Source organism: Rhizobium binxianense, assembly GCF_028994275.1.
In the GTDB taxonomy this organism is placed as follows: domain Bacteria; phylum Pseudomonadota; class Alphaproteobacteria; order Rhizobiales; family Rhizobiaceae; genus Rhizobium; species Rhizobium binxianense.
The window spans coordinates 3144238-3171162 of record NZ_CP118713.1; the positions used below are offsets into that span (position 1 = coordinate 3144238).

General features: G+C 62.2%; 29 protein-coding genes. 20 read left to right on the forward strand and 9 right to left on the reverse strand.

All coding sequences use genetic code 11. The features are described 5' to 3' along the window. Positions 1 to 8: 8 nt before the first annotated feature. Positions 9 to 431 carry a hypothetical protein gene (locus PO860_RS15580; RefSeq protein WP_272781808.1) on the reverse strand — a complete coding sequence of 141 codons (423 nt, stop codon included), beginning with the start codon at positions 429 to 431 and terminating at the stop codon, positions 9 to 11. Positions 432 to 607: 176 nt separating this feature from the next. Between PO860_RS15580 and hemP the strand changes: the two genes are divergently transcribed. The 7 genes from hemP (at position 608) to PO860_RS15615 (ending at position 5623) form a co-directional block, all read left to right on the forward strand. Further along, positions 608 to 790, forward strand: a complete 183-nt coding sequence (hemP, locus tag PO860_RS15585; RefSeq protein WP_012758649.1) for a hemin uptake protein HemP — start codon at positions 608 to 610, stop codon at positions 788 to 790. 8 nt (positions 791 to 798) lie between these two features. Next, complete coding sequence (locus PO860_RS15590; protein WP_275037895.1) at positions 799 to 1848, forward strand: hemin-degrading factor; 1050 nt, start codon at positions 799 to 801, stop codon at positions 1846 to 1848. 12 nt (positions 1849 to 1860) lie between these two features. Continuing rightward, the gene (locus PO860_RS15595; RefSeq protein WP_273884561.1) at positions 1861 to 2790 is read left to right on the forward strand and encodes a heme/hemin ABC transporter substrate-binding protein; all 930 of its coding nucleotides are present in this window, start codon (positions 1861 to 1863) and stop codon (positions 2788 to 2790) included. Between the two features lie 2 nt (positions 2791 to 2792). Further along, positions 2793 to 3902 (forward strand): FecCD family ABC transporter permease, encoded by a 1110-nt coding sequence (locus PO860_RS15600; RefSeq protein ID WP_273884562.1) that lies wholly within the window; start codon positions 2793 to 2795, stop codon positions 3900 to 3902. A 23-nt stretch (positions 3903 to 3925) separates the two neighbouring features. Then, on the forward strand, positions 3926 to 4720 hold the full coding sequence (locus PO860_RS15605) for a heme ABC transporter ATP-binding protein (RefSeq protein ID WP_273884563.1): 795 nt from the start codon (positions 3926 to 3928) through the stop codon (positions 4718 to 4720). A gap of 147 nt (positions 4721 to 4867) precedes the next feature. After that, entirely contained in the window at positions 4868 to 5212 is a 345-nt protein-coding gene (locus PO860_RS15610) for a DUF883 family protein (protein ID WP_097621243.1), read from the forward strand. Between the two features lie 9 nt (positions 5213 to 5221). Next, positions 5222 to 5623: a hypothetical protein gene (locus PO860_RS15615; RefSeq protein WP_273884564.1), complete on the forward strand. Its 402-nt coding sequence runs from the start codon at positions 5222 to 5224 to the stop codon at positions 5621 to 5623. 211 nt (positions 5624 to 5834) lie between these two features. Here the strand turns inward: PO860_RS15615 and PO860_RS15620 are convergent, their stop codons facing one another. Both PO860_RS15620 and PO860_RS15625 read right to left on the reverse strand, forming a co-directional pair. After that, positions 5835 to 6392, reverse strand: a complete 558-nt coding sequence (locus PO860_RS15620; protein WP_007630757.1) for an RNA polymerase sigma factor — start codon at positions 6390 to 6392, stop codon at positions 5835 to 5837. A gap of 10 nt (positions 6393 to 6402) precedes the next feature. Then, positions 6403 to 6609, reverse strand: coding sequence for a NepR family anti-sigma factor (locus PO860_RS15625; protein ID WP_024319398.1), 207 nt, complete (start codon positions 6607 to 6609; stop codon positions 6403 to 6405). A 252-nt stretch (positions 6610 to 6861) separates the two neighbouring features. Between PO860_RS15625 and PO860_RS15630 the strand changes: the two genes are divergently transcribed. The 5 genes from PO860_RS15630 (at position 6862) to PO860_RS22350 (ending at position 12253) form a co-directional block, all read left to right on the forward strand. Further along, positions 6862 to 7656 carry a response regulator gene (locus PO860_RS15630; RefSeq protein ID WP_003581798.1) on the forward strand — a complete coding sequence of 265 codons (795 nt, stop codon included), beginning with the start codon at positions 6862 to 6864 and terminating at the stop codon, positions 7654 to 7656. A 192-nt stretch (positions 7657 to 7848) separates the two neighbouring features. Then, positions 7849 to 8844, forward strand: a complete 996-nt coding sequence (locus PO860_RS15635) for a sensor histidine kinase (RefSeq protein WP_183608337.1) — start codon at positions 7849 to 7851, stop codon at positions 8842 to 8844. Between the two features lie 403 nt (positions 8845 to 9247). Continuing rightward, on the forward strand, positions 9248 to 10609 hold the full coding sequence (locus PO860_RS15640) for an NAD(P)-dependent oxidoreductase (RefSeq protein WP_273884565.1): 1362 nt from the start codon (positions 9248 to 9250) through the stop codon (positions 10607 to 10609). A gap of 15 nt (positions 10610 to 10624) precedes the next feature. Beyond that, positions 10625 to 11938, forward strand: coding sequence for an NAD-dependent dihydropyrimidine dehydrogenase subunit PreA (gene preA / locus PO860_RS15645; RefSeq protein WP_272781803.1), 1314 nt, complete (start codon positions 10625 to 10627; stop codon positions 11936 to 11938). Between the two features lie 66 nt (positions 11939 to 12004). After that, entirely contained in the window at positions 12005 to 12253 is a 249-nt protein-coding gene (locus PO860_RS22350; RefSeq protein ID WP_183608336.1) for an SEC-C metal-binding domain-containing protein, read from the forward strand. Between the two features lie 104 nt (positions 12254 to 12357). Here PO860_RS22350 and prfH read toward each other — a convergent pair whose 3' ends face one another. From prfH to ftrA, 3 genes are all read right to left on the reverse strand, one after another. After that, the gene (gene prfH / locus PO860_RS15650) at positions 12358 to 12972 is read right to left on the reverse strand and encodes a peptide chain release factor H (RefSeq protein ID WP_183607832.1); all 615 of its coding nucleotides are present in this window, start codon (positions 12970 to 12972) and stop codon (positions 12358 to 12360) included. Continuing rightward, positions 12959 to 14149, reverse strand: a complete 1191-nt coding sequence (locus tag PO860_RS15655; RefSeq protein ID WP_246718296.1) for an RNA ligase RtcB family protein — start codon at positions 14147 to 14149, stop codon at positions 12959 to 12961. The genes prfH and PO860_RS15655 overlap by 14 nt, the downstream gene beginning before the upstream one ends. Before the next feature lie 233 nt (positions 14150 to 14382). Further along, positions 14383 to 15384 (reverse strand): transcriptional regulator FtrA, encoded by a 1002-nt coding sequence (gene ftrA / locus PO860_RS15660; protein WP_272781802.1) that lies wholly within the window; start codon positions 15382 to 15384, stop codon positions 14383 to 14385. 71 nt (positions 15385 to 15455) lie between these two features. Here ftrA and PO860_RS15665 point away from each other — a divergent pair, with 71 nt between their 5' ends. Continuing rightward, complete coding sequence (locus tag PO860_RS15665; RefSeq protein WP_273884567.1) at positions 15456 to 15866, forward strand: rhodanese-like domain-containing protein; 411 nt, start codon at positions 15456 to 15458, stop codon at positions 15864 to 15866. Between the two features lie 78 nt (positions 15867 to 15944). Here PO860_RS15665 and PO860_RS15670 read toward each other — a convergent pair whose 3' ends face one another. Beyond that, the gene (locus PO860_RS15670) at positions 15945 to 16967 is read right to left on the reverse strand and encodes a zinc-dependent alcohol dehydrogenase family protein (protein ID WP_273884568.1); all 1023 of its coding nucleotides are present in this window, start codon (positions 16965 to 16967) and stop codon (positions 15945 to 15947) included. 101 nt (positions 16968 to 17068) lie between these two features. Here PO860_RS15670 and PO860_RS15675 point away from each other — a divergent pair, with 101 nt between their 5' ends. The 3 genes from PO860_RS15675 (at position 17069) to PO860_RS15685 (ending at position 21236) form a co-directional block, all read left to right on the forward strand. Further along, complete coding sequence (locus PO860_RS15675) at positions 17069 to 17968, forward strand: LysR family transcriptional regulator (protein ID WP_273884569.1); 900 nt, start codon at positions 17069 to 17071, stop codon at positions 17966 to 17968. A 158-nt stretch (positions 17969 to 18126) separates the two neighbouring features. Further along, positions 18127 to 18663 carry a biliverdin-producing heme oxygenase gene (locus PO860_RS15680; RefSeq protein ID WP_273884570.1) on the forward strand — a complete coding sequence of 179 codons (537 nt, stop codon included), beginning with the start codon at positions 18127 to 18129 and terminating at the stop codon, positions 18661 to 18663. Beyond that, positions 18660 to 21236 (forward strand): HWE histidine kinase domain-containing protein, encoded by a 2577-nt coding sequence (locus PO860_RS15685; RefSeq protein WP_273884571.1) that lies wholly within the window; start codon positions 18660 to 18662, stop codon positions 21234 to 21236. The genes PO860_RS15680 and PO860_RS15685 overlap by 4 nt, the downstream gene beginning before the upstream one ends. A 4-nt stretch (positions 21237 to 21240) precedes the next feature. Here the strand turns inward: PO860_RS15685 and PO860_RS15690 are convergent, their stop codons facing one another. Then, positions 21241 to 21891 (reverse strand): TetR family transcriptional regulator C-terminal domain-containing protein, encoded by a 651-nt coding sequence (locus tag PO860_RS15690; protein ID WP_183607824.1) that lies wholly within the window; start codon positions 21889 to 21891, stop codon positions 21241 to 21243. A 302-nt stretch (positions 21892 to 22193) separates the two neighbouring features. Between PO860_RS15690 and PO860_RS15695 the strand changes: the two genes are divergently transcribed. From PO860_RS15695 to hydA, 3 genes are read left to right on the forward strand one after another with little or no spacing between them, the layout of a single operon-like run. After that, entirely contained in the window at positions 22194 to 23447 is a 1254-nt protein-coding gene (locus tag PO860_RS15695; protein ID WP_272781796.1) for a Zn-dependent hydrolase, read from the forward strand. Further along, positions 23447 to 24052 carry a hypothetical protein gene (locus PO860_RS15700; RefSeq protein WP_273884572.1) on the forward strand — a complete coding sequence of 202 codons (606 nt, stop codon included), beginning with the start codon at positions 23447 to 23449 and terminating at the stop codon, positions 24050 to 24052. The genes PO860_RS15695 and PO860_RS15700 overlap by 1 nt, the downstream gene beginning before the upstream one ends. A 35-nt stretch (positions 24053 to 24087) precedes the next feature. Continuing rightward, positions 24088 to 25542, forward strand: a complete 1455-nt coding sequence (gene hydA / locus PO860_RS15705; RefSeq protein WP_183607821.1) for a dihydropyrimidinase — start codon at positions 24088 to 24090, stop codon at positions 25540 to 25542. 58 nt (positions 25543 to 25600) lie between these two features. Here the strand turns inward: hydA and PO860_RS15710 are convergent, their stop codons facing one another. Further along, a complete protein-coding gene (locus tag PO860_RS15710; protein WP_273884573.1) occupies positions 25601 to 26014 on the reverse strand; it encodes a cupin domain-containing protein in 414 nt (137 codons plus the stop codon). 94 nt (positions 26015 to 26108) lie between these two features. Between PO860_RS15710 and PO860_RS15715 the strand changes: the two genes are divergently transcribed. Continuing rightward, positions 26109 to 26894: an ABC transporter ATP-binding protein gene (locus tag PO860_RS15715; protein ID WP_183607819.1), complete on the forward strand. Its 786-nt coding sequence runs from the start codon at positions 26109 to 26111 to the stop codon at positions 26892 to 26894. Positions 26895 to 26925 lie beyond the last annotated feature (31 nt).

The window sequence follows — 26925 nt, forward strand, 5'->3', positions numbered from 1 at the left end:
GCGTATCCTTAGCCCTCGAAGGGAACTGATATCTGCGAACGGGTGACGAGACCCTTCATGCATTCGCCCGCCGCCGGGCCGTCACAGACCGGCGTGTCGTTGATGAGGATGCGCGTGACCGTCTCGCACTTCACATTCGGCATATCGAACTGGCGCACACGCTTCTTGCCCTGCGGCAGATCACGGAAATCGAGCACGGTGATGCGGTCGACGGCATTCTTGTCGTTGAAGAAAGCGAGCTCGAAGGAGATCTTGTTGATCGGCGCCTGCAGATTGTTCTCGGCGACGAAGGTCATCATGCAGCCCTTTTGCGATGGCGCCAGAGCGTTGAGTTCGACATCCAGCTTGGCGCTTGCCGCATCCTGTGCCTGGCATACGCTTGAAACCGCCATCACCATGCCGGCCGCAATAGCCACAAACCTCACCGTCATCATCTTCTCCGCCATTGTCGCGAACCGCCGCCGGCGGTCTCAAATCAGCAATCTCAAAAACTTGACTTTATTAGTCTCCTATTGCGTCTTTAAAAAACTATGAGTAAGAAAGTCAAGATAAATGTCATCACAACCGGGGACCCCTGCCCCCGGCCCCACGGAATTGCCAAACCGAAATGATGGTTGAAAAGCCAGATAACTTTAAGCACGTGCCGCTGCAGAGCGAGCCTGCCGCGCAGCACCGGATCGTCGAAAGCGCGGATCTTTTCCGCGGCACGAACGAGATCATGATTAGACACGACGGCTTGGTCTATCGCCTGAAGATCACTCGACAGGGCAAGCTCATTCTCAACAAGTAGGGTAGGACATGACCGAACAGACAAGACCGGCGCCAGCCGAAATCCGTGCGTTTCGCGCCGAGAATCCGAAGATGCGCGAGCGCGATATCGCCGCCCGGCTGAAGATTTCCGAGGCAGCCCTTGTCGCCGCCGAAACCGGCATCAGTGTGACCCGAATCGATGGCAGCGCGCTGAAGCTTCTCGAACGCGTGGCCGGTCTCGGCGAAGTGATGGCGCTGTCGCGCAACGAAAGTGCCGTGCACGAAAAGATCGGCATCTTCGAAAACATCAAGAGCGGCGTGCAGGCCGCCATCGTTCTCGGTGAGAATATCGACCTGCGCATCTTCCCGAGCCGCTGGGAACATGGTTTCGCCGTCTCCAAGAAGGATGGCGACCAAGTGCGCCTCAGCCTGCAATATTTCGACAAGGCGGGCAGTGCCGTACACAAGGTGCACCTGCGCCCGAATTCGAATGTCGAGGCCTATCACGCAATCGTCGCCGAGTTGAAGCTGGAAGACCAGTCGCAGGACTTTGTCGAGGCTAACACCTTAAATGCCGTCGACGAAACCGCCGACGTCAGCCGGGACGAGCTGCGCGACAATTGGAGCAAGCTCACCGATACGCATGAGTTCTTCGGCATGCTGAAGCGTCTGAAGATCGGCCGTCAGGCGGCCGTGCGCAGCGTCGGCGACGACTATGCCTGGAAGCTCGACAATACAGCGACGGCTGAGATGATGCCTACCTCGGTGAAGTCGGGCCTGCCGATCATGTGTTTCGTCGCCAATAACGGCATCGTCCAGATCCATTCCGGCCCGATCTTCAACGTCCAGGCCATGGGCCCGTGGATCAATATCATGGATCCGACCTTCCACCTGCATCTGCGCCAGGATCACATCGCCGAGACCTGGGCCGTGCGCAAGCCGACCAAGGACGGCCACGTCACGTCGCTGGAGGCTTACGATGCCGACGGTGAGATGATCATCCAGTTCTTCGGCAAGCGGCAGGAAGGTTCCGACGAACGCGCCGCGTGGCGTGAGATCATGGAAAACCTGCCGCGGGCAGCCAGCGTGGCCGCATAAGGATCATAAGCTATGACGATGCGTAACAATCTGCCCCGGATCCGCCCCTGGCAACTGGCCCTGACGGCTGTTGTCATGGCACTGCCGCTGATCCCATCGGCGCCGACGGTCAAAGGCTTCACCTTCGTCCGCGCCGCCCATGCCGAGGAAAAAAAGCTCGACACGTCGCGGCTGGTTTCGGTCGGCGGCGACGTCACCGAGATCGTCTACGCGCTCGGCGAGGAAAGCCGGCTGATCGCCCGCGACACGACGAGCCTTTATCCCGAGGCGGCATTGAAGCTGCCCGATATCGGCTACGTGCGGGCGCTCTCGCCGGAGGGCATCCTTGCGATGAACCCGACCGCAATCATCGCTGTCGAGGGTTCCGGGCCGCAGGAGGCGCTGACCGTGCTGAAAAATGCCAGCGTGCCCTTCGAGATGGTGCCGAACGCCTTCACCCGCGACGGCATCATCGCCAAGATCGACCGGGTCGGCACGCTGCTTGGCGTGCCAGACAAGGCGAAGGCGCTGGAAGAAAAGATCGCGGCCGATCTCGACGCGGCGATCGCCGATGCCGAAAAGCGTCCGGAAGCGGAACGCAAGCGCGTTCTCTTCATCCTCAGCGCCCAGAACGGCCGGATCATGGCATCGGGCACCGGCACGGCCGCCGATGGCATCGTCAAGCTCGCCGGCGCCATCAACGCCGTCGGCGCATTCCCAGGCTACAAGCCGCTGACCGACGAGGCGATCATCGAGGCCAAGCCCGACATCATCCTGATGATGAACCGCGGCGATGGCGCCGGCACCAGGAACGAGGACCTGCTGGCGCAGCCGGCGATCGCGCTGACGCCGGCAGGCGAGAAGAAAGCGATCATTCGGATGGATGGCGTCTACCTGCTCGGCTTCGGTCCGCGCACGGCAGCCGCCGCGCGGGATCTCAACACGGCGATCTACGGGGGCTGATCATGACCCTGCCGCAAGCCATGGAACGAGGGCGACACTTCCCGATGGCGGACGTTCGGGCAAGCCGGCAGGCGGGCGACAGGACGCGGCTCGCCTTGCTGGTTATCGCCCTGCTCGTCGTCGGCTCGGTCTTCTCGATGCTGTTTTCCGTGACGACAGGCGCTTCGGATGCCTCGATCCTCGACGTCATCAGCAACATGGCCCGCTCCGAGAGGGCGCTCAGCACGCGTGACCGGATCATCATTTTCGATATCCGCCTGCCGAGGGCGATCCTCGGCTTCCTGATCGGCGCCTCGCTGGCGGTCTCCGGCACGGTGATGCAGGGCCTGTTCCGCAATCCGCTGGCCGATCCCGGCCTCGTCGGCGTCGCCTCCGGCGCAAGCCTCGGCGCAGTCACCATCATCGTGCTCGGCGGCAGCCTTGCAGCCCCGCTCACAGCACTGCTCGGCATTTACGCCCTGCCGGCGGCGGCCTTCGGCGGCGGCCTCGTCACGACGCTGCTGCTCTACAGGATCGCCACCCGCCACGGCCAGACCTCGGTGGCGACGATGCTGCTTGCCGGCATCGCGCTCGGCGCGCTCGCCCTCGCCATGACAGGCCTGCTGATCTACATGGCCAACGACCAGCAGCTGCGCGACCTGACCTTCTGGAGCATGGGCTCACTTGCCGGCGCCACATGGACGAAGATCGCCGCCGCCGGCCCGATCATCCTGTTGTCCTTCACCGCCCTGCCCTTTATGGCCCGCGGCCTCAATGCCATCACCCTCGGCGAGGCCGCCGCCTTTCATGTGGGCGTGCCTGTGCAGCGGCTGAAAAATGTCGCGATCGTCGGCGTTGCTGCGGCGACCGGCGCTTCCGTCGCCGTCAGCGGCGGCATCGGTTTCGTCGGGATCGTCGTCCCGCATATCCTGCGCATGGCGATCGGCCCCGACCATCGTTTCCTGTTGCCGGCCGCAGCACTGCTCGGCGGCTCGCTGCTGATCTTCGCCGATGTGCTAGCCCGCACTCTGGTCGCCCCGGCCGAGCTGCCGATCGGCATCATCACCGCAGCGGTCGGCGGGCCGTTCTTCTTGTGGATCCTGCTGCGGCAGCGTTCGCGCCTTGCCCTGTGAACGATGTTGGGAGTGACGTTCATATGATCGAAGTGTCCGGCGTCTCCGTGCGCCTTTCCGGCAAGGCCATCATCAGCGGCGTCGCCTTCACGGCAAAGGCGGGCGAGCTGACGGCGATTGCCGGGCCGAACGGCTCCGGCAAGACGACGACGCTGAAGGCGATATCAGGCGAGCTTGCCTATGGCGGCTCGCTGCGCATCGGCGGCGACGAAGTGAAGGAGCTGAAACCCTGGCAGCTTGCCGCCATTCGGGGCGTGCTGCCGCAGGCAAGCACGATCTCCTTTCCCTTCACCGTGCGCGAGATCGTCCGCATGGGCCTGACATCAGGCCTCAACCGCAATCCCGACAAATCAGAGCAGACGGCGGCCGCAGCCCTTGCCTCGGTCGACCTGACCGGCTTCGAAGGCCGGTTCTATCAGGAACTCTCCGGCGGCGAGCAGCAGCGCGTGCAGCTTGCCCGCGTGCTTTGCCAGATCGCCGAGCCCGTCGTCGACGGCAAGCCCTGCTGGCTGCTGCTCGACGAGCCAGTCTCGAGCCTCGACATCAGCCATCAGCTGACGATCATGACGCTTGCTCGCGATTTCTGCCGGCGCGGCGGCGGCGTCATCGCCGTCATGCACGACCTCAATCTAACGGCTCTCTTTGCCGACCACATCGTGCTGATGAAATCCGGCTGCCTCGCCGCCGCCGGCAGCATCGGTGACGTGCTGACCGACGAAACCATGCTCTCGGTGTTCGGCTGCGCACTCCGGATCAACCAGGTGCCGGCCGACGGCACCCCCTTCCTGCTTGCCCACAGCGCCGTTTCCCGCCCCTGAGCCCGCCTGCACGGAACTTTTGACCGTGCGACACGTTTTCGGCAGTGATCTGGGTCAATGCCGGGCGATATGATTCATGCAACGGACGGTGGTGACCCCAGTGCGAATTAGGCGGGCTTGCGCGCGCCCCAGCCAATGGAGACAGCCATGAGCTATTCTATCTTCCAGTCCGGCCGCAGCCGCCGCAACGGCACCTTCCACAATTTGGAATCCGGCATCGAGGAGCAGATCGAAGCGTTGCGCGACGAACTCGCGGAACTGACACGCCTCGTCGGCAAGAGTTCGCGCCACCAGGGTGAAAAAATCCGCAGCCAGGCCGGCGCCGGTTATGAGGAATTGCTCGGCCGCAGCGAGGATCTGCTGCGCGAATTGCAGCGCGGCTATGAGCGCGGTACGACGGAAATGCGCGCGACCGTGCGCAAACATCCGCTGGCAACGATCGGCGCCGCTGCCGCTTTCGGCCTGGCCATCGCTTTCCTCGCTCGGCGCTGAGGACGCGCGATGCTGTTTTCGATCCTCAGTGTGCTGACGGGCGCAAGCGTGCATCGGACCGTTGCGCGCGCCAAGCGCAATAGCATCTTCATCGCGCTTGCCGCACTTTTTCTCCTCACCGCCTATGCGCTTGTTGTCACCGCCGGTGCCATCTGGCTCGCCGGCATCTACGGCGCGTTCGGCGCCGTTCTTTTCCTGGCCGCGGGCGCGCTGCTGATCGCCATCATCGCGCTGGTGGTGATGGCGGTTATGAATGTCAGGGAGAAGCGTCGCGCCCGCGAACGCCGCGCGGCGCTTGAATCCTTCGCAACTGTCGGCCTCGGCCTTATCCGCGCCCAGCCCCTCCTGACCGCCGGCGTCCTGGGCGCCATCGTCGCGGCCAATCTGGTGGGCTCGAAGCGTGAGGATTGATGAGGGACTTACTCCGCCTCACGTGCCAACGTGAGATTAGGCAGGTACGCCCACCCCAGCCTCCCTCATTCCTGTGCCTGTCACAGGAATGAGGGAGGTATTGCTTTGACTAGCCAATCCGTTGCGTGGATTTGCCTCCTTCTCCCGATCCTACAAACCAAAAAGCCGGCGCCCGTGAGGGCAACCGGCCTTCCTCCCAAACAAACCCTTCTCAGAACGCAAAAGCCTTCGACGTCAACGGCGCCGAGGTGGCGTCAGGCCCAAAGTCCGCCTCGCCTGAAATCTGCAGCAATTCCTGCAGCCGCTGGCGGGCGCGGTTGACGCGGCTTTTGATGGTGCCGACGGCGCAGCCGCAGATTTCGGCGGCCTCCTCATAGGAAAAACCCGAGGCGCCGACGAGGATGATCGCCTCGCGCTGGTCCGGCGGCAGCTGGTCGAGCGCCTTCTTGAAATCCTGCAGATCGAGTGCGCCATATTGCGAGGGGTGCATCGCCATCGATTCTGTGAACAGCCCGTCGCTGTCCTGCACCTCGCGGCCGCTCTTGCGCATCTGGCTATAGAGTTCGTTGCGCAGGATCGTGAAGAGCCAGGCCTTCATATTGGTGCCCATCTCGAAATGATCCTGTTTGGCCCAGGCCTTCATGATGGTGTCCTGGACGAGATCGTCGGCACGATCATGCCGTCCGATGAGCGAGATCGCGAAGGCGCGAAGACTGGGGAGTGCCGCCAGCAGTTCCCGCTTGAAGCTGGGTTGCGCTTTATCTTCCATGCGGATGATCCTATTCGGCCATTTTGGCGGAAGCCATCATTTCGGCATGGTCGAGCTTTTCGAGAAGGTCGAGAAAACGATCGGGGATCGCTTCATCCTGTGCGGCCGCATAAAGCGACCGCAGCCGGACACCGATCTGATTGTTCGGGTCCAGGATGTCGCTTGCCCGCAGCTCCAGCTTGCGCTGATCGGCTGCTTCTTTCTTGCGTGTCGTCATCAATTCGTCTTCTCGCCGGTTGTCTGTTGGGGCGTGCATGGGATCAATCGTGATTTCAACCATCGACATCGAGCCTTCGATTGTCGATGTCGCTGGGATTTTTTGCTTCATGGGTCAAAACGCTACGCCCTTCCTTGTCGGCTGGAATAATGCGGCGCGACAAAAAAAGTTCCTGCCGTTCCGGAACTTTTTTATCAAGGCGACGTTAACCGGTCATTGGAGCCAATGCCGGCCTGCATACGGGAGCCCTTAATGACACTTTCCACTCGAATCGCGCCGCACCTTCCTTATCTGCGCCGCTATTCCCGCGCCCTTACCGGCACTCAGACTTCGGGCGACGCCTATGTCGCCGCCGTACTCGAAGCCATCATCGCCGATCTCACGATTTTCCCGGATACGGCGAATGACCGGGTGGCACTCTACAAACTGTTCACGCAATTGTTTGGTTCCACCGCAGTCCAGATTCCAGAACCGACATCGCCCTATGCCTGGGAACAGCGCGCCACGCTGAACCTGTCGAAGGTTTCACCGGGCGCCCGTCAGGCCTTCCTGCTTGCCTCCGTAGAGAATTTCCGCGTCGCCGAGATCGGCGAAATCCTGGAACTCGACGAACAGGACGTCATGCGTCTGCTCGACATGGCCTCGCAGGAGATTTCCCGTCAGGTCGCGACCGATATCATGATCATCGAGGACGAACCGCTGATCGCCATGGATATCGAGCAAATGGTCGAAAGCCTCGGCCATCGCGTCACCGGCATTGCCCGCACGCATGCCGAGGCCGTCGCGCTCTACAACAAGACCAAGCCGAGCATGGTCCTGGCCGACATCCAGCTTGCCGACGGCAGCTCCGGTATCGACGCGGTCAACGACATCCTCAAGACATCGAGCGTGCCGGTGATCTTCATCACCGCTTTCCCGGAAAGGCTTCTGACCGGCGAGCGCCCCGAACCGACTTTCCTTGTCACCAAGCCCTTCAATCCGGACATGGTCAAGGCACTGATAAGCCAGGCTCTCTTCTTTAACGAATCGACCAGAGTGGCCGCCTAAGACGCAATTCTTCGGCCCGCGGAACCAAATCGCCAAAACAGGCGTTCCGGTGCTACCGGGACGCTCCGGTGGTTTTAACGGTTTTTGCAGCGCTTTGTTCTAGAGTTGACAGGCGGAGCCTCGAGGGGCGCTCCCTTCAGCGAGGTTCAAGATGTCACAGGGAAAGGCGGCCGAGTGAACAGGACTGAGCCATTGTCCGGCGTGCCTTTTACCTTCGAAGGCAAAGCGGCAATGATGGAACGCGCGCTCGGCAGCGCCGGTATTTCAATCCTCTGCCAGGACGCCCGGCTTTCGATCTTCTACGCCGAAAATCTGCCGCCGTATTTCGCGGCACTCTTCGCACCCGGCGGCAGCGACGCCGCTCTTTTCGGCGACGCGCATGGACGATATCTGACGGCGCTGAAACACAAGGTGCTGGAAACCGGCATCCCCAACAATGCCGAGGTCGAGATCCCCATCGACGGCGAAATGCGCACCTATGAACTGAAAATCCAGCGAACCGGTGAGCACGGCAAATATGGTCTTCTGTCCGTCATGGCTGAAGTCACCGAAAGCCGGCATCGCGAAAAGGTGCTGAAATCGCTGTTGCGCGAACTTTCGCACCGCTCGAAAAACCTCCTCGCCATCATCCAGGGCATCGCCACGCAGACGGCGCGCAACACGCTCTCTCTCGACAGTTTCCTCGGCAAGTTTCGCGGGCGGCTGCAATCGCTTTCCAACTCGCAAGATCTGATCACCGATTCGAGTTGGCGCGGCGCCTATCTCTTCGAGCTCGCCGAAAAACAGTTCGCTCCCTACTGGCCGGAAACATCGGGCTCCATGCCGATCTATGGCATCAATGCCCATCTGACCCCGAATGCCGCCGTCCATCTCGGCCTCGCCCTTCACGAACTGATCGTTAACTCCGCTTCCTACGGCGCGATATCGGGCGGCGGCGCCTCGATCACGCTGAATTGCCGGGAAGCCATGATCGGCGAGAGGAGGGCGATCGAGGTCGCCTGGGCAGAGGTGCTGCAAGATCAATCGGAAATCCACGAATTCAGCGACAACAGCTTCGGCCGCACCGTGCTGGAGCGTGTCGTGCCCTCGTCGGTCAACGGCAAGGCGGAGTTGAGCCTCGTTCCCGGCCGCATCGAATATCGTCTGACCATTCCGGAAACCGAATTCGAAATCTTCAAGCGCGTGTGAAAGTTCAACAACCCATAACGGAAAAACAGCCGGTGCGAGGGCGGCGCACCGGCTGTCTTCACTCACCGGGAGGGGACCGTGAGTACGTCCGGATAGTGGGTTGGGGGCGCGCATGTTGGGTCGATGCGATCACCATCCGGATATCGCAATAACGACGACATCAAATATTGGTTCCCCGGCGAACGAAAAAAAATCAACTTTTTTGAATCTTTTTTCGGATCCTCTTGTCCCGCCCCACGCCCAGCCATTTCGCTGACCCGGTACCGTAAAAATTACTTCATGAAAACAATAGGGTATCCGAACTCGCGCAAGACATGGTCGTCAAAATTTTACCGTTTGATAAATTTTTAAACCTGAGTTACCTTTTCCTCACAGGCCGTTTACCAATAATGAGGGAACTTCAATGGAACGACTGGAAACCGGGATTCATGCCGGCCGGCTGTCGCCTGCCGAGTATGAGGCTAATTTTTCCGATCTTCATCCGCGCCTCGACAATCACGAAGCGCTGGTCGCCGCCGACCGCTGTTATTTCTGTTATGACGCGCCGTGCATGACGGCCTGTCCCACCTCGATCGACATTCCGCTGTTCATCCGGCAGATCTCGACCGGCAATCCGCTCGGTTCGGCAAAGACGATCTTCGATCAGAACATCCTCGGCGGCATGTGCGCCCGCGTCTGTCCCACCGAAGAACTCTGCGAACAGGCCTGCGTGCGCAACACGGCCGAAGAGCGGCCCGTCGAGATCGGCCGCCTGCAGCGTTATGCGACCGATGCCGCCATGCAGACCGGCCGGCAGTTCTACGCCAGGGCCGAACCGACCGGAAAGACGATCGCCGTCGTCGGCGCAGGGCCGGCGGGTCTTGCCGCAGCCCATCGCCTGGCCGTGAAGGGCCATTCCGTCGTCATCTACGATGCCAGGGAAAAATCCGGCGGCCTCAACGAATACGGCATCGCCACCTATAAGACGGTCGACGATTTCGCCCAGAAGGAAGTCGACTATATCATGTCGATCGGCGGCATCGAAGTCCGGCACGGCGCTCTTCTCGGCCGCGATTTTTCGCTCTCCGATCTGCAGGCGCAGTATGACGCCGTCTTTCTCGGCATCGGCCTTGCCGGCGTCAACGCGCTGCGCATCGACGGCGAGAACCTTGCCGGCGTCGACGATGCCGTCGATTTTATCGCAGCGCTCCGCCAGGCCGAAGACAAGAGCGACATCGCCGTCGGCCGCCGGGTCGTCGTCCTCGGCGGCGGCATGACGGCGATCGACGCTGCCGTGCAGGCGAAGCTGCTCGGCGCCGAGGAGGTGACGATCTGTTACCGCCGCGGCAAGGAGCAGATGAACGCCTCCGAATTCGAGCAGGATCTGGCAAGCTCCAAGGGCGTCATCATCCGCCACTGGCTGGCGCCGAAATCGATCCTGTCGCAGGACGGTAAGGTTGCCGCCATCGAGGTGGAATATACGAAGCTGCTCGACGGCCGCCTTATCGGCACCGGCGAAACCGGCGTGATCGCCGCCGACCAGATCTTCAAGGCGATCGGCCAGAGCTTTGACGCCGCGGGCCTCGGTTCGCTGCGCATGGAATCCGGCCGTATCGCCGTCGATGTCGAAGGCCGCACGTCGCTCGACGGCGTCTGGGCCGGTGGCGACTGCGTCTTCGGCGGTGACGATCTCACGGTTTCCGCCGTCGCCCACGGTCGCGATGCGGCTGAATCCATCCATCGCACCCTGTCCGCAGCAGCCGCTCCGGCTGTCGCGGTTGCTTGAAGGGGAGAATGAACAATGGCTGATCTCCGCAATAATTTCGTCGGCATCAAATCCCCGAACCCGTTCTGGCTGGCGTCTGCGCCGCCGACCGACAAGGCCTACAACGTCGAGCGCGCCTTCAAGGCCGGCTGGGGCGGCGTGGTCTGGAAGACACTCGGCGAGGAAGGCCCGCCCGTCGTCAACGTCAATGGCCCGCGCTACGGCGCGATCTGGGGCGCCGACCGCCGCCTGCTCGGTCTGAACAACATCGAACTCATCACCGACCGCGACCTCTACACCAACCTGCGGGAAATGAAGCAGGTGAAGATGAACTGGCCGGACCGGGCGTTGATCGCCTCGATCATGGTGCCTTGTGAGGAACAGGCCTGGAAATCGATCCTGCCTCTCGTCGAAGAGACCGGCGCCGACGGCATCGAGCTCAATTTCGGCTGTCCGCACGGCATGTCGGAGCGCGGCATGGGTTCCGCCGTCGGCCAGGTGCCGGAATATATCGAAATGGTCGTGCGCTGGTGCAAGCAGTACACCCGCATGCCCGTCATCACCAAGCTGACGCCCAACATCACCGACGTCCGCCGTCCTGCGCGCGCCGCCAAGGCCGGCGGCACCGATGCCGTCTCGCTGATCAACACGATCAACTCGATCGTCTCCGTTGATCTCGACAACTTCGCCCCCAACCCGACGGTCGGCGGCAAGGGCAGCCATGGCGGTTATTGCGGCCCGGCGGTGAAACCGATCGCGCTCAACATGGTCGCCGAGATCGCTCGCGATCCCGAAACCTACGGCCTGCCGATCTCCGGCATTGGCGGCATCACCACCTGGCGGGACGCCGCCGAGTTCCTCGTTCTCGGCGCCGGCAACGTGCAGGTCTGTACAGCGGCGATGACCTACGGCTTCAAGATCGTCCAGGAAATGATCACGGGCCTTTCCGACTGGATGGATGAAAAGGGCCACAAAAGCCTCGACGACATCACCGGTCGCGCCGTGCCCAACGTCACCGACTGGCAGTATCTCAACCTCAACTACATCGCCAAGGCGAAGATCGATCAGGACGCCTGCATCAAATGCGGTCGCTGTTACATCGCTTGCGAAGACACCTCGCATCAGGCGATCACCAACGTCGTCAATGGCTTGCGCCACTTCGAGGTGATGGACGAGGAATGCGTCGGCTGCAATCTCTGCGTCAGCGTCTGCCCGGTCGAGAACTGCATCACCATGGAGCAGCTTCCCGCCGGCACCCTCGACAAGCGCACCGGCCGCGTGGTCGACCCGAATTACGCCAACTGGACGACGCACCCGAACAACCCGATGGCCCGCCAGGCGGCGGAGTGACGGCTTTGCAACGCCGCGGATCGATCCGCGGCGTTGCGCTGAGCCTATGATGGATTTATGGCGACCATGCTGCACGATCGCAGCGTGTCCACGAAGAGGAGGCAGCCATGGCTCGCAAACACCTCACCGACCTCAGCTTTTGAGGTCACGTCGAAACGGCGTAAATCCTTCCCGTCCGAAGCCCGGGTCAAGACCGGTTCGCAAATCGTTCATGGGAACGTCGAACTGATCGAAAAACTCGGACGCAACGATCCCTGCCTTTGCGGCTCCAGGAGGCGGTTTCAAGAATTGCTGCCTGCAATCCGGCCGTTATGACGGTATCGAACGGGACTATTATTTTTAGAGACCGTGAGTGAAAGAGCCGGCGCCCTTTGCGGAAGGGCGCCGTCTCCTAACGTGGTCAGACCGGCAGTGCCGGATCACAGCTTGAAAGTCTTGACCTCGTTGCCTCGCTCGATGGTGCGGTTGGCGATGAAGCGTCCGGCTTTGGCCGCCTCCTGCCTCCCCACTTCGAGATGGCGCAACATCGCTTCAAGACGACGCAGCGCCAGAGCTTTGTTGCGGTGCTGGGAGCGTTCGTCGCGCGCCGTCACCACGAGACCGGTCGGCCGATGCAGAACACGAACCGCGCTATCGGTCGTATTCTGATGCTGCCCGCCCGGTCCGCCGGCTCTCAGCGTTTCGAAACGCAGATCAGCCGGATCGATCGTCACCTCGCCGCCCTCAGTCTTGGCATCGATGCGTTGAACCGCAACGTACCAATTCTGCCGTTTGTGACCGGGACGCGCCGGGCTCTTGAAGGTGAAGCGGATCGTGCCGCAATAGTCGCTGGCGATCTGCGCCGCCCCGGAACCGTCCAGGCTGACAATCGCCGACTTCGCGCCGTGTTGATCCGGCATCGGGCCAAGACTGGCTTCGAAAGCGCAGCCCAACCCGAGCGCCTCGCGCTCGAGGATGCCGAGAAGGGCGGAGAGCGCGATACGGCACTCCACCGGGCCATTGCCCGATGTCACGAGAAGATCAATAGCGCTCATGACCGCGCCCTCCTTCCCTGCGATGATCGGGCTTGCGCCGGCGCTGTTCGACCTCCGCTTCATCGACCGCCTTCTTGAAGGTGACGAGCGGCCGCAGGCGGGCAAGCCCGACGGTCAGGCCCTCGCGCTCGAGATCGCCGATGACCTGCCCGGAATCCTTGTAGGCCGACGACGCCTCCTCGACGACCAGAGCACGGTCATCGCAGATGGCGACCCCGCCCCAGGCATTGCGCAACAGCTGTTCGCGTTCCGAGCGGTTGCGGCCGACACGCCCATGCATCGTGGCCCGGTCATATTTGCGACCGGCTCCATGGGAGATGCCGCCGAGCGAACGGCTGACGCCATCGGTCGCAACAACCACATGGCTGAGGCTCGCCCGCGATCCCGCAATCGGTGCGAGTTCGCCCGGTGCAACGGCCGCAGCGCCCTTGTAATGCACAAATCCGCGATCGCAGCGGCGAACGAGATTGTGCGGTATGTCGGCGACGAGGCTGAGATCGGCGCGAAGTGCGGCTGCGGCCCGGACTGCGATCAGCCGCCGGTTCAGCGATGCCCAGGCAACACAGCGGTCATGACTCGCAAGCCAGGCACCGCCCGCCTCCGAGCCAGGCTCGAGACCGGCGACCAGCCTCGGATGAGCCACCACCGCCTCTGAAAAGACGGCAGCGCCGAGGGCCCGCGAACCGGAATGAACCAGCAGATAGAGCCGCTGATCATCGAGACCTGCAGCGCGTCCGCCCTCGGCAAGATCTTCCACGGCCTGCAGCTCGCAAAAATGATTGCCGCCGCCGATCGTGCCCAGGGCACCGGGTACCAGATCGGCAGCCAGACCGGCTTCTACAAGCATTTCGGAAGCATCTCCGATCGCCTGCATTTCAAGCCGGCGCAGTCGTTCCGCCGCCTTGTCGATCTTCAGCTTCCGCAATGGCAGGTCGAGAGCGAAGAGCGACATGCCGCAACCAATATCGTTTCCGATCAGCAGCGGGTGCAGCCGGGACGACAACAATGCCACGCCGGTCGCACCGTATTTGCCGGGGTGCAGATCCGGAAAGGCGGCGATTTCCAAAACGCCCGGCAGGCGGGACATTTCGTCGAGCTGGTTTAAGGCGGCGCCTTCGATCCAGGCCGAACCGGAAAAGAAACGATTGATGACCGCCGGATGAGCCGCCGACGTCATCGGGGAGCTTCCGCTCCCGATAGAATTGCCCATGATAATGAACTCTGGATATGAGTGGTCTTTCATCGCTTGATACGGCGATGTTCAACCGGCATGCATCAGCTTCTTGGCTGACTTAAGCCGAAACCCTCTCGGGGCGTGCGGAGATATTCGTCATAGTGGCGCTCCCTTTCCAGAAACAATCGAGAGCGCCCTTTAGGCGAAACGAGAACTCAATGCAAGCATGAAGCGCGTTAGTTGCCGAATGACTTCCTATAACCGCTCGGGCTCGTCCCCAACCGCCTGCGGAAATGATGCCGCATCGTCGCGAGCGTGCCGAAGCCGCTGGCGACGGCGATATCGTCGAGCGAAACCGCAAGTTCCCTCTCCAGCAGATCGCGGGCATGGCGCAGCCGCTCCATCAGCAGCCATTCGCCGACGCTGAGACCCGTCGTCGCTTCGAAGCGCCGCTGGAAGGTGCGCATGCTCATGCCGGCTCTTTTGGCAAGCAGGCTGATCGGCTGCTGCTCGGAAAGGCTTTGGCGCATCCATTCAATCAACGGCCCCAGGCGGATGCCCTCACGTTCCTCGGGAACCGGCGCGTGAATGAACTGCGCCTGCCCGCCTTCGCGGTGGGGTGGCACGACGAGGCGGCGGGCGACGCTGTTTGCCGCTTCCGAACCGAAATCGCCGCGCACCACATGCAGGCAGAGGTCGATGCCGGCAGCACTGCCTGCCGCCGTCAGCAGGCTGCCCTCGTCCATGTAGAGAACGTCCGCATCGAGCGTAATGTCGGGGTAGAGCGCGGCGATCGAGGCGACATAGCGCCAATGTGTCGTCGCCCTGCGGTTGGCAAGCAGCCCCGATCCGGCAAGAACGGCAACGCCGGAGCAGAGCGACATGATGCGCGCGCCGCGCTGATGCGCTGCCCTCAGCGCTGCGGCAAGCGGTACCGGCACCGGCGCATCGATTGCCCGCCAGCCGGGCACGACGATCAGGTCCGCCTCACCAAGCACCTCCAGTCCCTTGTCGACCTCGACCGTCAGCCCTCCCGCAGCGCGAAGCGGTCCTGGTTCGATGGCGCAGACCGAGAAGCGATACCAGCCCTCACCCATCTCCGGACGCGGCAGGCCGAAGACCTCATAGGCAATGCCGAATTCGAAGGTGCAGAGCCCGTCATAGGCAAGCGCTGCGACCAGCGGTCCTTTCGTCTGCTGCGGAAGTGAGTTTGGCATGATCTTTACGCTGTCGGTCATGATGGCCAATTTCGCGAAGTTTTAGCATCGGCGATACCAGACGGCAATTCCAACACTGAAAGGAAAGACCGATGCCAAGCCCCGTCGCCGAAATCCCCGCCGCCGCCGCTGATATCGCCGCTGCTCACTATGCAGCCAAGCTTGCCTTCGAGACTGATTGCTCCGATGTTCACGCAGCCTTTGCGTTGGGCAAGGTAGATTTCGTTCTGCTCGACGCGCGCTCGCCAACGCTCTTTGCACAGTCCCACGTTCCCGGTGCAATCAACCTGCCGCATGGCAAGATGACCACGCATCGGATGTCGGCCTGGCCCGCCGACACGCTTTTCGTCGTCTATTGCGCCGGCCCGCATTGCAACGGCGCTGATAAGGCCGCACTTCGCCTCTCCCGCCTCGGCCTGTCGGTGAAACTGATGATCGGCGGCATGACCGGCTGGGCCGATGAAGGCTTCCCCTTCGATGAGGGCGTTCCCACTGCGGCCTGATCAGCCTCCCTTCTCCGCCTACAGTACTTTGAATTGCTGCATAATCTATGCAGCAGGGAGAAGGGAAATTCGCGACCGTTAGAACTCGACGACCACCTTGCCGAAAGGCCCCCGATAGAGATGATCGAGCGCCTCAGGGAATTCGTCGAAGGCATAACGCTTGTCGATCACAGGCTTCAGCCCGGTCTGGTCGATTGCCCGCACGAGGTCTTCCAGCGCACGGCGATGGCCGACGGATATGCCCTGCACAACAGGCGCCTTGAGCAACAGCGGGCCGGCCGGGCCGGAAACCTCGAACCCCTCGAACACGCCGATAACGGAAATGCGGCCATTGATCGCCACCGCCTTCAGCGCCTGGCCGAGATGCGAGCCGCCGACGATCTCAAGCACGTGATCGGCGCCATAGCCGCCGGTCAACTGATAGAGTTGCTCAACCCAGTCGCCCTCATGGCGGTTGATCGCGTGATCGGCGCCCAGCGCAACGGCGCGTCCGAGCTTCTCGGCGCTGCCTGATGTGATGGAGACCTCCGCACCATGTGCCTTGGCGATCTGCAGACCGAAGAGCGCCACACCGCCGGTGCCTTGCACCAGAACCTTATCGCCGGCCTTCAGACCGCCGCGTTCGATCAGTGCGAACCAGGCAGTCAGTCCGGCGCAGGGCAAGGTGCTCGCCTGCGCCGCATCGAGCGTGTAAGGCGCGCGTGAGTACCAGTCCTCCGACAGCACGGTATATTGGGAGAGGACGCCGGGATAGAAGCCGCCGCGTGTCTTGTAAGGTGGGGTGCGCGCATCGCCTAACCCGCGTCCGTCGATCCAGTCGGGCGAAAAGGTCGAGATGACCCGATCGCCCGGCTTGAAACGGCTGACATCGGGTCCGACTGCCTCGACGACCCCTGCCATGTCGGAAGCTGGTACGAAGGGAAATTGCAGCGGCAACCCCATGCCGCTCTCCATCACCAGCCGGTCGCGGAAATTGAGCGAGACGGCTTCCGTCCGGACCAGAACACTGTTTCCCGAAACCGGTTCGAGCCTCCGCTCGCCGATCGTCAGTTGGCGCTCCGGTCCAACCGCGTCGATCTGCCATTGCCGTGTTGTCTGCATTGTCTTGCTCCTTGTGCATTGCAGGGAGGACAAGGATATCGTTGAAAATTTCGCACCAGTTGCGATATTAATTCTCCAGAATGGTTCCAAAGAGGAAACAAATGGAGCAGCTGAAGGGTATCTCGATCTTTGTCGAAGCCGTCGAGGCCGGTGGCTTTTCGGCTGCTGCCGAGCGGCTCCATCTCACGCGTTCGGCGGTCGGCAAGACCATCGCACGGCTGGAACAGCGTCTCGGCGTGCGGCTTTTCAACCGTACGACCCGTATGCAGAGCCTTACCGAGGAAGGCCGCTTCTTCTACGAGCGCTGCCTGCGGGCGGTTGAGGAAATCCGCCTCGGGGAAGCCATGTTGGAATCCGGCCGGCGTGACGTGCGCGGTCGATTGCGCATCTCGATGCCCGTGCTCTTCGGCCGCCACTGCATCGCGCCGACCCTCGCACGCCTGCTCGATGAGCATCCGAATCTCGAACTCGACCTTTCCTTCAACGACCGTATCGTCGACCTGCTTGAGGACGGGTTCGATCTTGTCATCCGCAACGGGCCGCTGAAGGACAATCCGGATCTGATGGCCCGGGCGATCGCCCGCCAGCGCATGACCGTCTGCGCATCGCCCGACTATCTGGAAAAACATGGCGCCCCGCAGACGGTCTTCGATATTCCGCGGCATGAAGGCATCGTCTACAGGCGGGGCGATGATGACAAGGGTTGGATCTTTCCGACTGCAGCCGATCCCGGGCGGCGGCTGGTGCCAAAAGCGCGACTGCGGCTCGATGACCTCGCTTCGATTTCCGATGCGGCCGTCGCCGGGCGCGGTCTTGCCTGGCTGCCCTGCTGGCTGGTCCGCGCGGAGGTGCTGGCAGGCCGGCTCATCCAGGTGTTGAAGCAGGAACCGGCCAATGTTTTCGATGCCCATGCCGTTTGGCTGCGCTCCCCGGTCATGCTGCCGAAGGTGCGGCTCGCGATTGATACGCTCGCCGCCGGACTGCCGGCAATGATGGATTGAATCGTTCAGCGCCGATCGCCCAATGCGGATTGCGTCTGCGAATAACGAGAAACCCATGTTATTCCCAGGCGTTTCTCTGGAAATAACCCGATGCCGCCGTATATCCGCTAGTTCGTCGTCCCTTGTGGACGCCGCATATCACTCGGAACACGGTCAGCATGTCACTTCGCAGCGCCCTCCGCACACACACTGCAGATTGCCACGCCGCGGTCGACACCCTCTTCGGCAGTTTCAACCTCTCACGCATCCAGGATTATAAGGCTTTCCTACGCGCCCATGCGCGGGTCGTACCATCAGTCGAACAGGCGCTTGAGGAAGCCGGGATCGCCCGCTTGCTGCCCGACTGGCAGGAACGAAGGCGCGCACACCTGCTCGCTGCCGACATAAGGGAACTTGACGATCGATTGCCCGTGCCTGTTCCGCAACCTGCCTTGCGCTGCGACGTAGCGGTCTGGGGTGCTGCCTATGTCCTTGAAGGCTCCAAGCTCGGCGGTGCGCTGCTCGCCAGGGCCGTACCGGATCACTTGCCCAGCAGCTATCTGAGCCCGAAAGGCCCGAAAGGAGCCATGCGGCTCTTCATGGATCGTCTTGACGGGAGCAACGTGGGCGATCCCGCCGCTGCCATCGCCGCAGCTCGCGATGTCTTCGAACTGTTCCTCAAAGCCGGGCAGCTCACGCTGGAAGCCGTCTCATGAGCGGCACGCCTGAACCCGTCGATCTCAGCAATTGCGACCGCGAGCCCATCCACCAGCTCGGCGCGGTCCAGCCTTTCGGCTTTCTGCTGGCGATATCCTCGGACTGGATCGTCACGCGCGCCTCGGCAAATTTGGTGGAGTTCCTCGGCATTACCCAGGCCGACGCGCTCGGCCGTCCCGTTACCTCGCTGATCACGCCCGAAGCGCTCCACGCAATCCGCAACAAGCTGACCACGTTACGCGGTTCCGACGTCGTCGAGCGCATTTTCGGCATTGCCCTGACATCAGGTCAGGACAGGTTCGACGTTGCCGTGCATCTGAACGAAGGGCAGGTCATCATCGAAGGCGAACGTGGGCCGGAAGACAGACACAACGCCCCGTCTCTCTCCATGCGCAGCATGATGTCCCGCCTCGACCACACGGAAACTATGGAGGCTTTCTTCCGAGAGGGCGCAAGGCAGGCACGCGCCCTCACCGGCTTCGATCGGGTCATGGTCTATCGTTTCGACGAAAGCGGTTCCGGCGAAGTCGTGGCGGAAGCCGCCCGCGCCGGTATCGGCTCATTCCTCGGGCTGCACTATCCGGCGTCCGATATTCCGGTGCAGGCGCGAGCGCTTTATCTGCGCAACCTGTTCCGCATCATTGCCGATATCAACGCCGTCCCGGTCCCGATCCTCCCCGCACTCGACGAGCACGGTCAGCCGCTCGATCTCTCCATGTCGATCCTGCGTTCGGTTTCGCCGATCCATATCGAATATCTGAAAAACATGGGCGTCGGCGCGTCGCTCTCCATATCGATCGTCGTCGACGGCAAGCTCTGGGGGCTGTTTGCCTGCCATCACTACGGCCCGCGGCTGCCTTCGGCCCAAAGCCGCTCCACCGCCGAGCTCTTCGGTCAGATGTTTGCGTCCCGGCTTGAAAGCCGCGAACGGCGCCTGGCGCTCGACTACGAGACCCAGGCGCGTCGCATCGCCGACCGGCTCCTCACCTCCGTGGCGGACAATGCCAGCCTGCTCGACGATCCGGCCTGGCTGATCGAGGCGCTCGCCGACGCCATTCCTGCCGACGGTATCGGCGTCTGGATCAACGGCCGGCTGGCCCTTGCCGGCATCGGGCCGGATGAGAGAGCTTTCGCAGTCCTCGTCCGCCATCTCAACCGCAACGCCGCCGGCCGCATCTATGCCGTCGACAGGCTCACGGAAACCTATCCGGATCTTGAGGTCGACGATGTGGTGGCCGGCATGCTCGCCATCCCGATCTCGCGTTCGCCGCGCGATTACGTCGTGCTTTTCCGTCAGGAGCTAGTGCGCACCGTCCGCTGGGCCGGCGATCCGCAAAAGCCGGTGGAATACGGTCCCAACGGGCCGCGGCTGACGCCGCGCAAGAGTTTCGAGGCCTGGTCTGAACTGGTGCGCGGTCGCTCGCTCCCCTTCACGGAGGCCGAGCGCCGGGTCGCCGAAACGATTCGCGTCACGCTGATCGAAGTGGTGCTGCGCCTGGCCGACGAGGTCAGCATGGCGCGCCAGGTGGCAAACGAGCGGCAGGAGCTGCTGATCGCCGAGCTCAACCATCGCGTCCGCAACATACTGAGCCTTATCACCGGCATCATCCGGCAATCGCAGACGACGTCGGTGAGCCTCGGCGACTACATCCACCAGATCGAGGGCCGGGTCCAGTCGCTTGCACGCGCCCATGACCAGATCACTCGGGATCACTGGGCGCCCGCATCGTTTCGGCAATTGCTATCGGCCGAGACTGCCGCCTATCTCGGGAAAAATGCCCAACGCATCCGGATGAACGGCGAAGACGTACTGCTAGAACCAGAGGCCTTTTCCACCGCAGCCCTCGTTTTCCATGAGTTGATGACCAACAGCGCCAAATACGGCAGCCTCTCCGGCGCCGGCAGCGGCACCGTTGAGCTCGGCTGGCACCGCGATGAAGAAGGCAACCTGCGCGTCGGCTGGCGCGAACGAAACGGCCCTGTAGTCGCCGAGCCGACGCGCCACGGATTCGGCTCGACCATCATCCGGCGCTCGATCCCCTACGACCTCGGCGGTAAGGCAGACGTCCGCTACATCGCGACCGGCCTCGAGGCGGATTTTTCCATTCCGGCTCGCTATGTGAACAGCGCCGACCCGGCAAGCGGATTGCCAAATCCGACGCCGTCGACGGTCACCGAACGCGAGCCCCTTCACGCGGACCGCCAGCCGCTCTCGGGTTTCAAGATCCTGCTGGTGGAAAACAACCTGATCATCGCCATGGATGGGGAGGACATCCTGCGCCGCCTCGGGGCTGAAGTGGCAACGGCGCCTAATGTCGCCGAGGCCATGGAAATCCTGGCCGGCCAGTCCTTCGACTTCGCGCTGCTCGATGTCAATCTCGGCGATGAAACGAGTTTCGGGATTGCCGACCGATTGGCAGCCGACGGCGTTCCCTTCGCTTTTGCCACGGGTTATGGCGAAGGCATCGCTCAGGCAAACAACCACTCCGGCGCACCCGTATTGCAGAAGCCCTATACGACCGAAGGCATAACGGATCTGCTCGCCCGGATGCAGTTTTCCAAGGGAGGATAAACAGTCAGCTTCCTCGCGGATCCGGCCGCAGCCCGCCGATGAAGAGCTGTTCGAGAAACCGCGCGGCATCCTCGAAGCGCCCTTCGCCGGAATGCTCCTGCCCTAGCACCGCGCGCACCTGGACATCGAAATCCGCATAATGCTGCGTCGTCGACCAGATTGAGAAGATCAGGTGGTAGGGATCGCATTTGGCGATCTTGCCTGCTTTCGTCCAGGCGCGGATGACCTCCGCCTTCTCGTCGACCAGTTGCTTCAGCGGACCCTTCAGCTCGTCTTCGATATGCGGCGCGCCCTGCAGCACCTCATTGGCGAAGAGCCGGCTCTCGCGCGGAAAATCGCGCGCCATCTCCAGCTTGCGCCTGATGTAGCTGCGGATTTCCTCCTCGGGATTGCCCTCGGCGTCGAAGGCGCGCAGCGGCTCCAGCCAGGTGTAGAGCACCCGGTCGATCAGCGCCCGGTGCATGGCTTCCTTGGTGCGGAAATAATAGAGCAGGTTGGGTTTCGACATGCCGGCCACTTCGGCGATCTGGTCGATGGTGGAACCGCGGAAGCCGCTTGCCGAAAACACATCGAGCGCCGCCTCCAGGATCTGCTCTTCCTTCTCCTCCTGGATTCGCGTCCGCCTCAGGGTTTTCGCTGCTCTCGGTATGGTCACAGGCTGTTATTTCCCCTTGAAATTCAACTTCTTCGCTCAAGTTTTGGCGGGAGGCACCCCCTGCCGCCTTCTTGAGCAACTGCCCTTATTTTTATCGGCAATTTTCGTGATTTTCGTCTTGAGCCCGGCGGTGGAAGTTGTAATGTTTACCAATCGGTCAAATTATCCGCCAGATGAAAAACAAAGGCAACTGGCGATTTTCCGGCGCTCGACAAAACCAATAAGGGGGCGCAGGAAGGACCACGGGAACAGGCAGGCGTGCCCCTTCGCATGACTGCCGCAAACAGGTGAGGGCATAGGAAATGGTGGCAGCACCAGGCGAGAACATGCGCGTCAATGGCGACCGTCTCTGGGACAGTCTCATGGACATGGCGAAGATCGGCCCCGGCGTGGCCGGTGGCAACAATCGCCAGACGCTGACGGATTCGGATGCGCAAGGACGCAGCCTTTTCAAGACATGGTGCGACGAAGCGGGCCTCTCCATGGGCATCGACCGCATGGGCACGATGTTCGCCACCCGCCCCGGTACCGATCCCGATGCTCTGCCCGTCTATGTCGGCTCGCATCTCGACACCCAGCCGACCGGCGGCAAATATGACGGCGTGCTCGGTGTGCTTGCAGCTCTCGAAGTCGTGCGCACCATGAACGATCTCGGCATCAAGACCAAACATCCGATCGTCGTGACCAACTGGACGAACGAGGAAGGTGCGCGTTTTGCCCCCGCCATGCTGGCCTCAGGCGTCTTCGCCGGGGTGCACAGCCTGGACTTTGCCTATAACCGCAGAGACCCCGAGGGCAATCTGTTCGGCGACGAACTGAAGCGCATCGGCTGGGTCGGCGACGAAGAGGTCGGCGCCCGCAAGATGCACGCCTATTTCGAATATCACATCGAGCAGGGGCCGATTCTCGAAGCCGAGGAAAAGCAGATCGGCGTCGTCACCCATTGCCAGGGCCTCTGGTGGCTGGAATTCACGCTGACCGGTAAGGAAGCCCATACCGGTTCGACGCCGATGAACCTGCGTGTCAATGCCGGTCTCGCCATGGCCCGCATCCTGGAAATGGTCCAGGACGTGGCGATGGGCGAACAGCCGGGCGCCGTCGGCGGCGTCGGACAGGTGTTCTTCTCGCCGAACTCCCGCAACGTGCTGCCCGGCAAGGTGGTCTTCACCGTCGACATCCGCTCGCCCGACAAGGAGAAGCTTGATCGCATGCGGGCAAAGATCGAGGCGAAGGCGCCTGAGATCACCGATGCACTCGGCGTCGGCTGTTCCATCGAGGCCATCGGCCACTTCGAGCCGATCACCTTCGATCCGAAACTGGTCACCTCGGTGCGCGACGCTGCCGAGCGGCTCGGCTACAGCCACATGAACATCATCTCCGGCGCCGGCCACGACGCCTGCTGGGCCGCCAAGGTCGCACCTGCCACCATGGTCATGTGCCCCTGCGTCGGCGGTCTCTCGCACAACGAGGCGGAAGAGATTTCCAAGGAATGGGCGACGGCGGGTGCCGATGTGCTGTTCCATGCGGTGGTCGAGACGGCGGAGATCGTGGTGTGATGGCGTCAGACTTGCCAACGGCTTATCTCGACTATGCCGATGCCTTTAAGTTCGGAATTCAACGAACTGCCGACGACCTCGCATGGGCCACCGCCAATGTGAGCCCAGTGAGCGAAGGACCGTGGGGCGACGTCCCTAGTGCGCAGATCTTCTACATTGGCATCAATACAGCAGGCGAGCGGATCAGGCTTCCACAAATATCGGGCTTATGGCGATACAAACCTTCTGGTGTTCAACTGGCCAATTCAGATGACCATGACCCAGATGCGCCCAACCAAACCTATTATCTCCATGGACCTGGGCCTGGCGTCGTTCGAATCGAGCTCGGCCCTTCCATGCCCGGCATACTGATCGAACGTCCCAAGGGCAGCCAACCCGTACGGTCGACCGGACTGATCAATGGCAAGGATTTCTACTTTCGCGAAAGCGATGGTTTTTGGTCCTTGTCAGTCGGCGGCACTGATGCCGTCGAGCGGCCCGACTGGTATTATGAGGAAGAGCATGACGCGCCCGATGAGTTGAGCGAGATGGACGTCTACAGCCTTATCGCCAAGGGTGCGGAACTCCTTAGAAACGGCACGCCCACGATGGCAGTGGAGCCATAAGAGCAACAAGATCGCGGGGAAAAGGAACAGCAGCCATGACCACAGTAATCAAGAACGGCACCATAGTCACGGCCGACCTCACCTACAAGGCTGACGTGAAGATCGACGGCGGCAAGATCGTCGAGATCGGCCCGAACCTCACGGGCGAAGAGACGCTGGATGCGACCGGCTGCTATGTCATGCCGGGCGGCATCGATCCGCATACCCATCTCGAAATGCCGTTCATGGGCACCTATTCCTCCGACGATTTCGAAAGCGGCACGCGCGCGGCCCTTTCCGGCGGCACGACGATGGTGGTCGATTTCGCCCTGCCCGCCCCCGGCCAGTCGCTGCTCGAGGCGCTGACCATGTGGGACAACAAATCGACCCGGGCCAATTGCGATTATTCCTTCCACATGGCGGTCACCTGGTGGAGCGAGCAGGTGTTCAAGGAGATGGAAACCATCGTCCGCGACAAGGGCATCAACACCTTCAAGCACTTCATGGCCTACAAGGGCGCGCTGATGGTAGACGATGACGAGATGTTTGCATCCTTCCAGCGCTGCGCCGAGCTGGGCGCCCTGCCGCTGGTGCACGCCGAAAACGGCGACGTCGTCGCCTCGATGTCGGCAAAGCTGCTCGCCGAAGGCAATAATGGCCCCGAGGCGCATGCCTATTCTCGGCCCGCCGAGGTCGAGGGCGAAGCCACCAACCGCGCCATCATGATCGCCGATATGGCCGGCTGCCCGGTCTATATCGTCCATACCTCCTGCGAACAGGCGCACGAGGCGATCCGCCGCGCCCGCGCCAAGGGCATGCGCGTCTATGGCGAACCGCTGATCCAGCACCTGACGCTCGACGAGAGCGAATATTCCAACCCCGATTGGGATCACGCCGCCCGCCGGGTGATGTCGCCGCCCTTCCGCAGCAAGCAGCATCAGGACTCGCTTTGGGCGGGGCTTGCCTCCGGCTCGCTGCAGGTGGTCGCCACCGATCATTGCGCCTTCACCACGGCGCAGAAGCGCTTCGGTGTCGGCGATTTCACCAAGATCCCGAACGGCACCGGCGGCCTCGAAGACCGCATGCCGATGCTCTGGACGCACGGCGTCAACACCGGCCGGCTGACGATGAACGAATTCGTCGCCGTCACCTCGACCAACATCGCCAAGATCCTCAACATCTATCCGAAGAAGGGCGCGATCCTGGTCGGTGCCGATGCCGATATCGTCGTCTGGGACCCGAAACGCTCCAAGACCATCTCGTCCAAGGCCCAGCAGTCGGCGATCGACTACAACGTCTTCGAAGGCAAGGAAGTGACCGGCCTGCCGCGCTACACGCTGACGCGCGGCGTCGTCGCGATCGAGGAAAGCACCATCAAGACCCGCGAGGGCCATGGCGAGTTCGTCCGGCGCGAACCGGTGACGGCCGTCAGCAAGGCACTGTCCACCTGGAAGGAGATCACCTCTCCGCGCAAGGTGGAGCGCAGCGGCATTCCGGCAACCGGCGTATGACGATGGAGCGTAACGACACGGCCATCAACCGGGGACCGCTGCCTTGATGCTGATGACCTCACGCCGGCACCAAAGCGTCCAACTCCGGCAGAAGCAGGACGCTTTCCTGCTCGTTCGGATCGGTGCGCGCGATGATCGCCGTGCACGGCGTGCTGCTGAGGTTCGCAGGCAGGTGCGGCACGCCGGCCGGGATATAGAAAAGTTCACCGGCATGGACGACGACGTGTTGTTCCAGCCGGTCCCCGTACCAGGTATGCGCCTCACCCGAGAGGATGTAGATCGCCGTCTCGTGCGCCTCGTGCAGATGCGCCTTGGCGCGCACGCCGGGCGGGATCGTCAGCAGGTGCATGCAGATGCCCTTGGCGCCGACCGTCTCGGCCGCGATCCCCTGGAAATAGCTGAGCCCCTGCTTGCCGTCATAGGCATGGTTGGGGCGAACGATGTGGCAGGTGGGCTTTGATGTCGCGTCCATTCTCTTCCTCCATGAAATATGCCGCCGGCAGGGCCTGCGGCGATGGTAACATGCAAACCGCCTCCCCGCGGCGAAAACAAGAACGGTCGCATTGATGCAAGCACCCTCCGTCGTATCCGCCAAGGATCTCTGTCTCACCTACCAGGCGAATGACGGCCCGGTGCGTGCACTGAGCGATGTCAATCTCGATGTCCGCAAGGGCGATTTCGTCTCTTTTATCGGCCCGTCGGGCTGCGGCAAAACGACCTTCCTGCGTGTCATCGCCGATCTCGAAAAGAGCACCTCGGGCGAGATCTCGATCAACGGCATGACGCCGGAAGAGGCCCGCAAGGCCCGCGCCTACGGCTATGTGTTCCAGGCGCCGGCGCTCTATCCCTGGCGCACCATCGAAAGCAACATCGCCCTGCCGCTGGAGATCATGGGTTATGGCGGCGCCGACCGGGCGAGGCGCATCGCCGAGGCGCTCGACCTCGTCAGCCTTTCCGGCTTCGAAAAGAAATTCCCCTGGCAGCTTTCGGGCGGCATGCAGCAGCGCGCTTCGATCGCCCGCGCGCTCGCCTTCGACGCCGACCTGCTGCTGATGGACGAGCCCTTCGGCGCGCTGGATGAAATCGTCCGCGACCATCTGAACGAAGAGCTGCTGAAACTCTGGACCCGCACCAACAAGACGATCTGCTTCGTCACCCATTCCATCCCCGAGGCGGTCTATCTCTCGACCAAGATCGTGGTGATGTCACCGCGCCCGGGCCGGGTGACCGACGTGATCGACTCGACCCTGCCGGCCGACCGCCCGCTCGACATCCGCGATACCCCCGAATTCCTGGAAATCGCCCATCGCGTCCGCGAGGGGCTGAGGACGGGGCATAGCCATGAGGTTTAGGCCGTTGCACCCTGGGGCCACCGGCACGCTC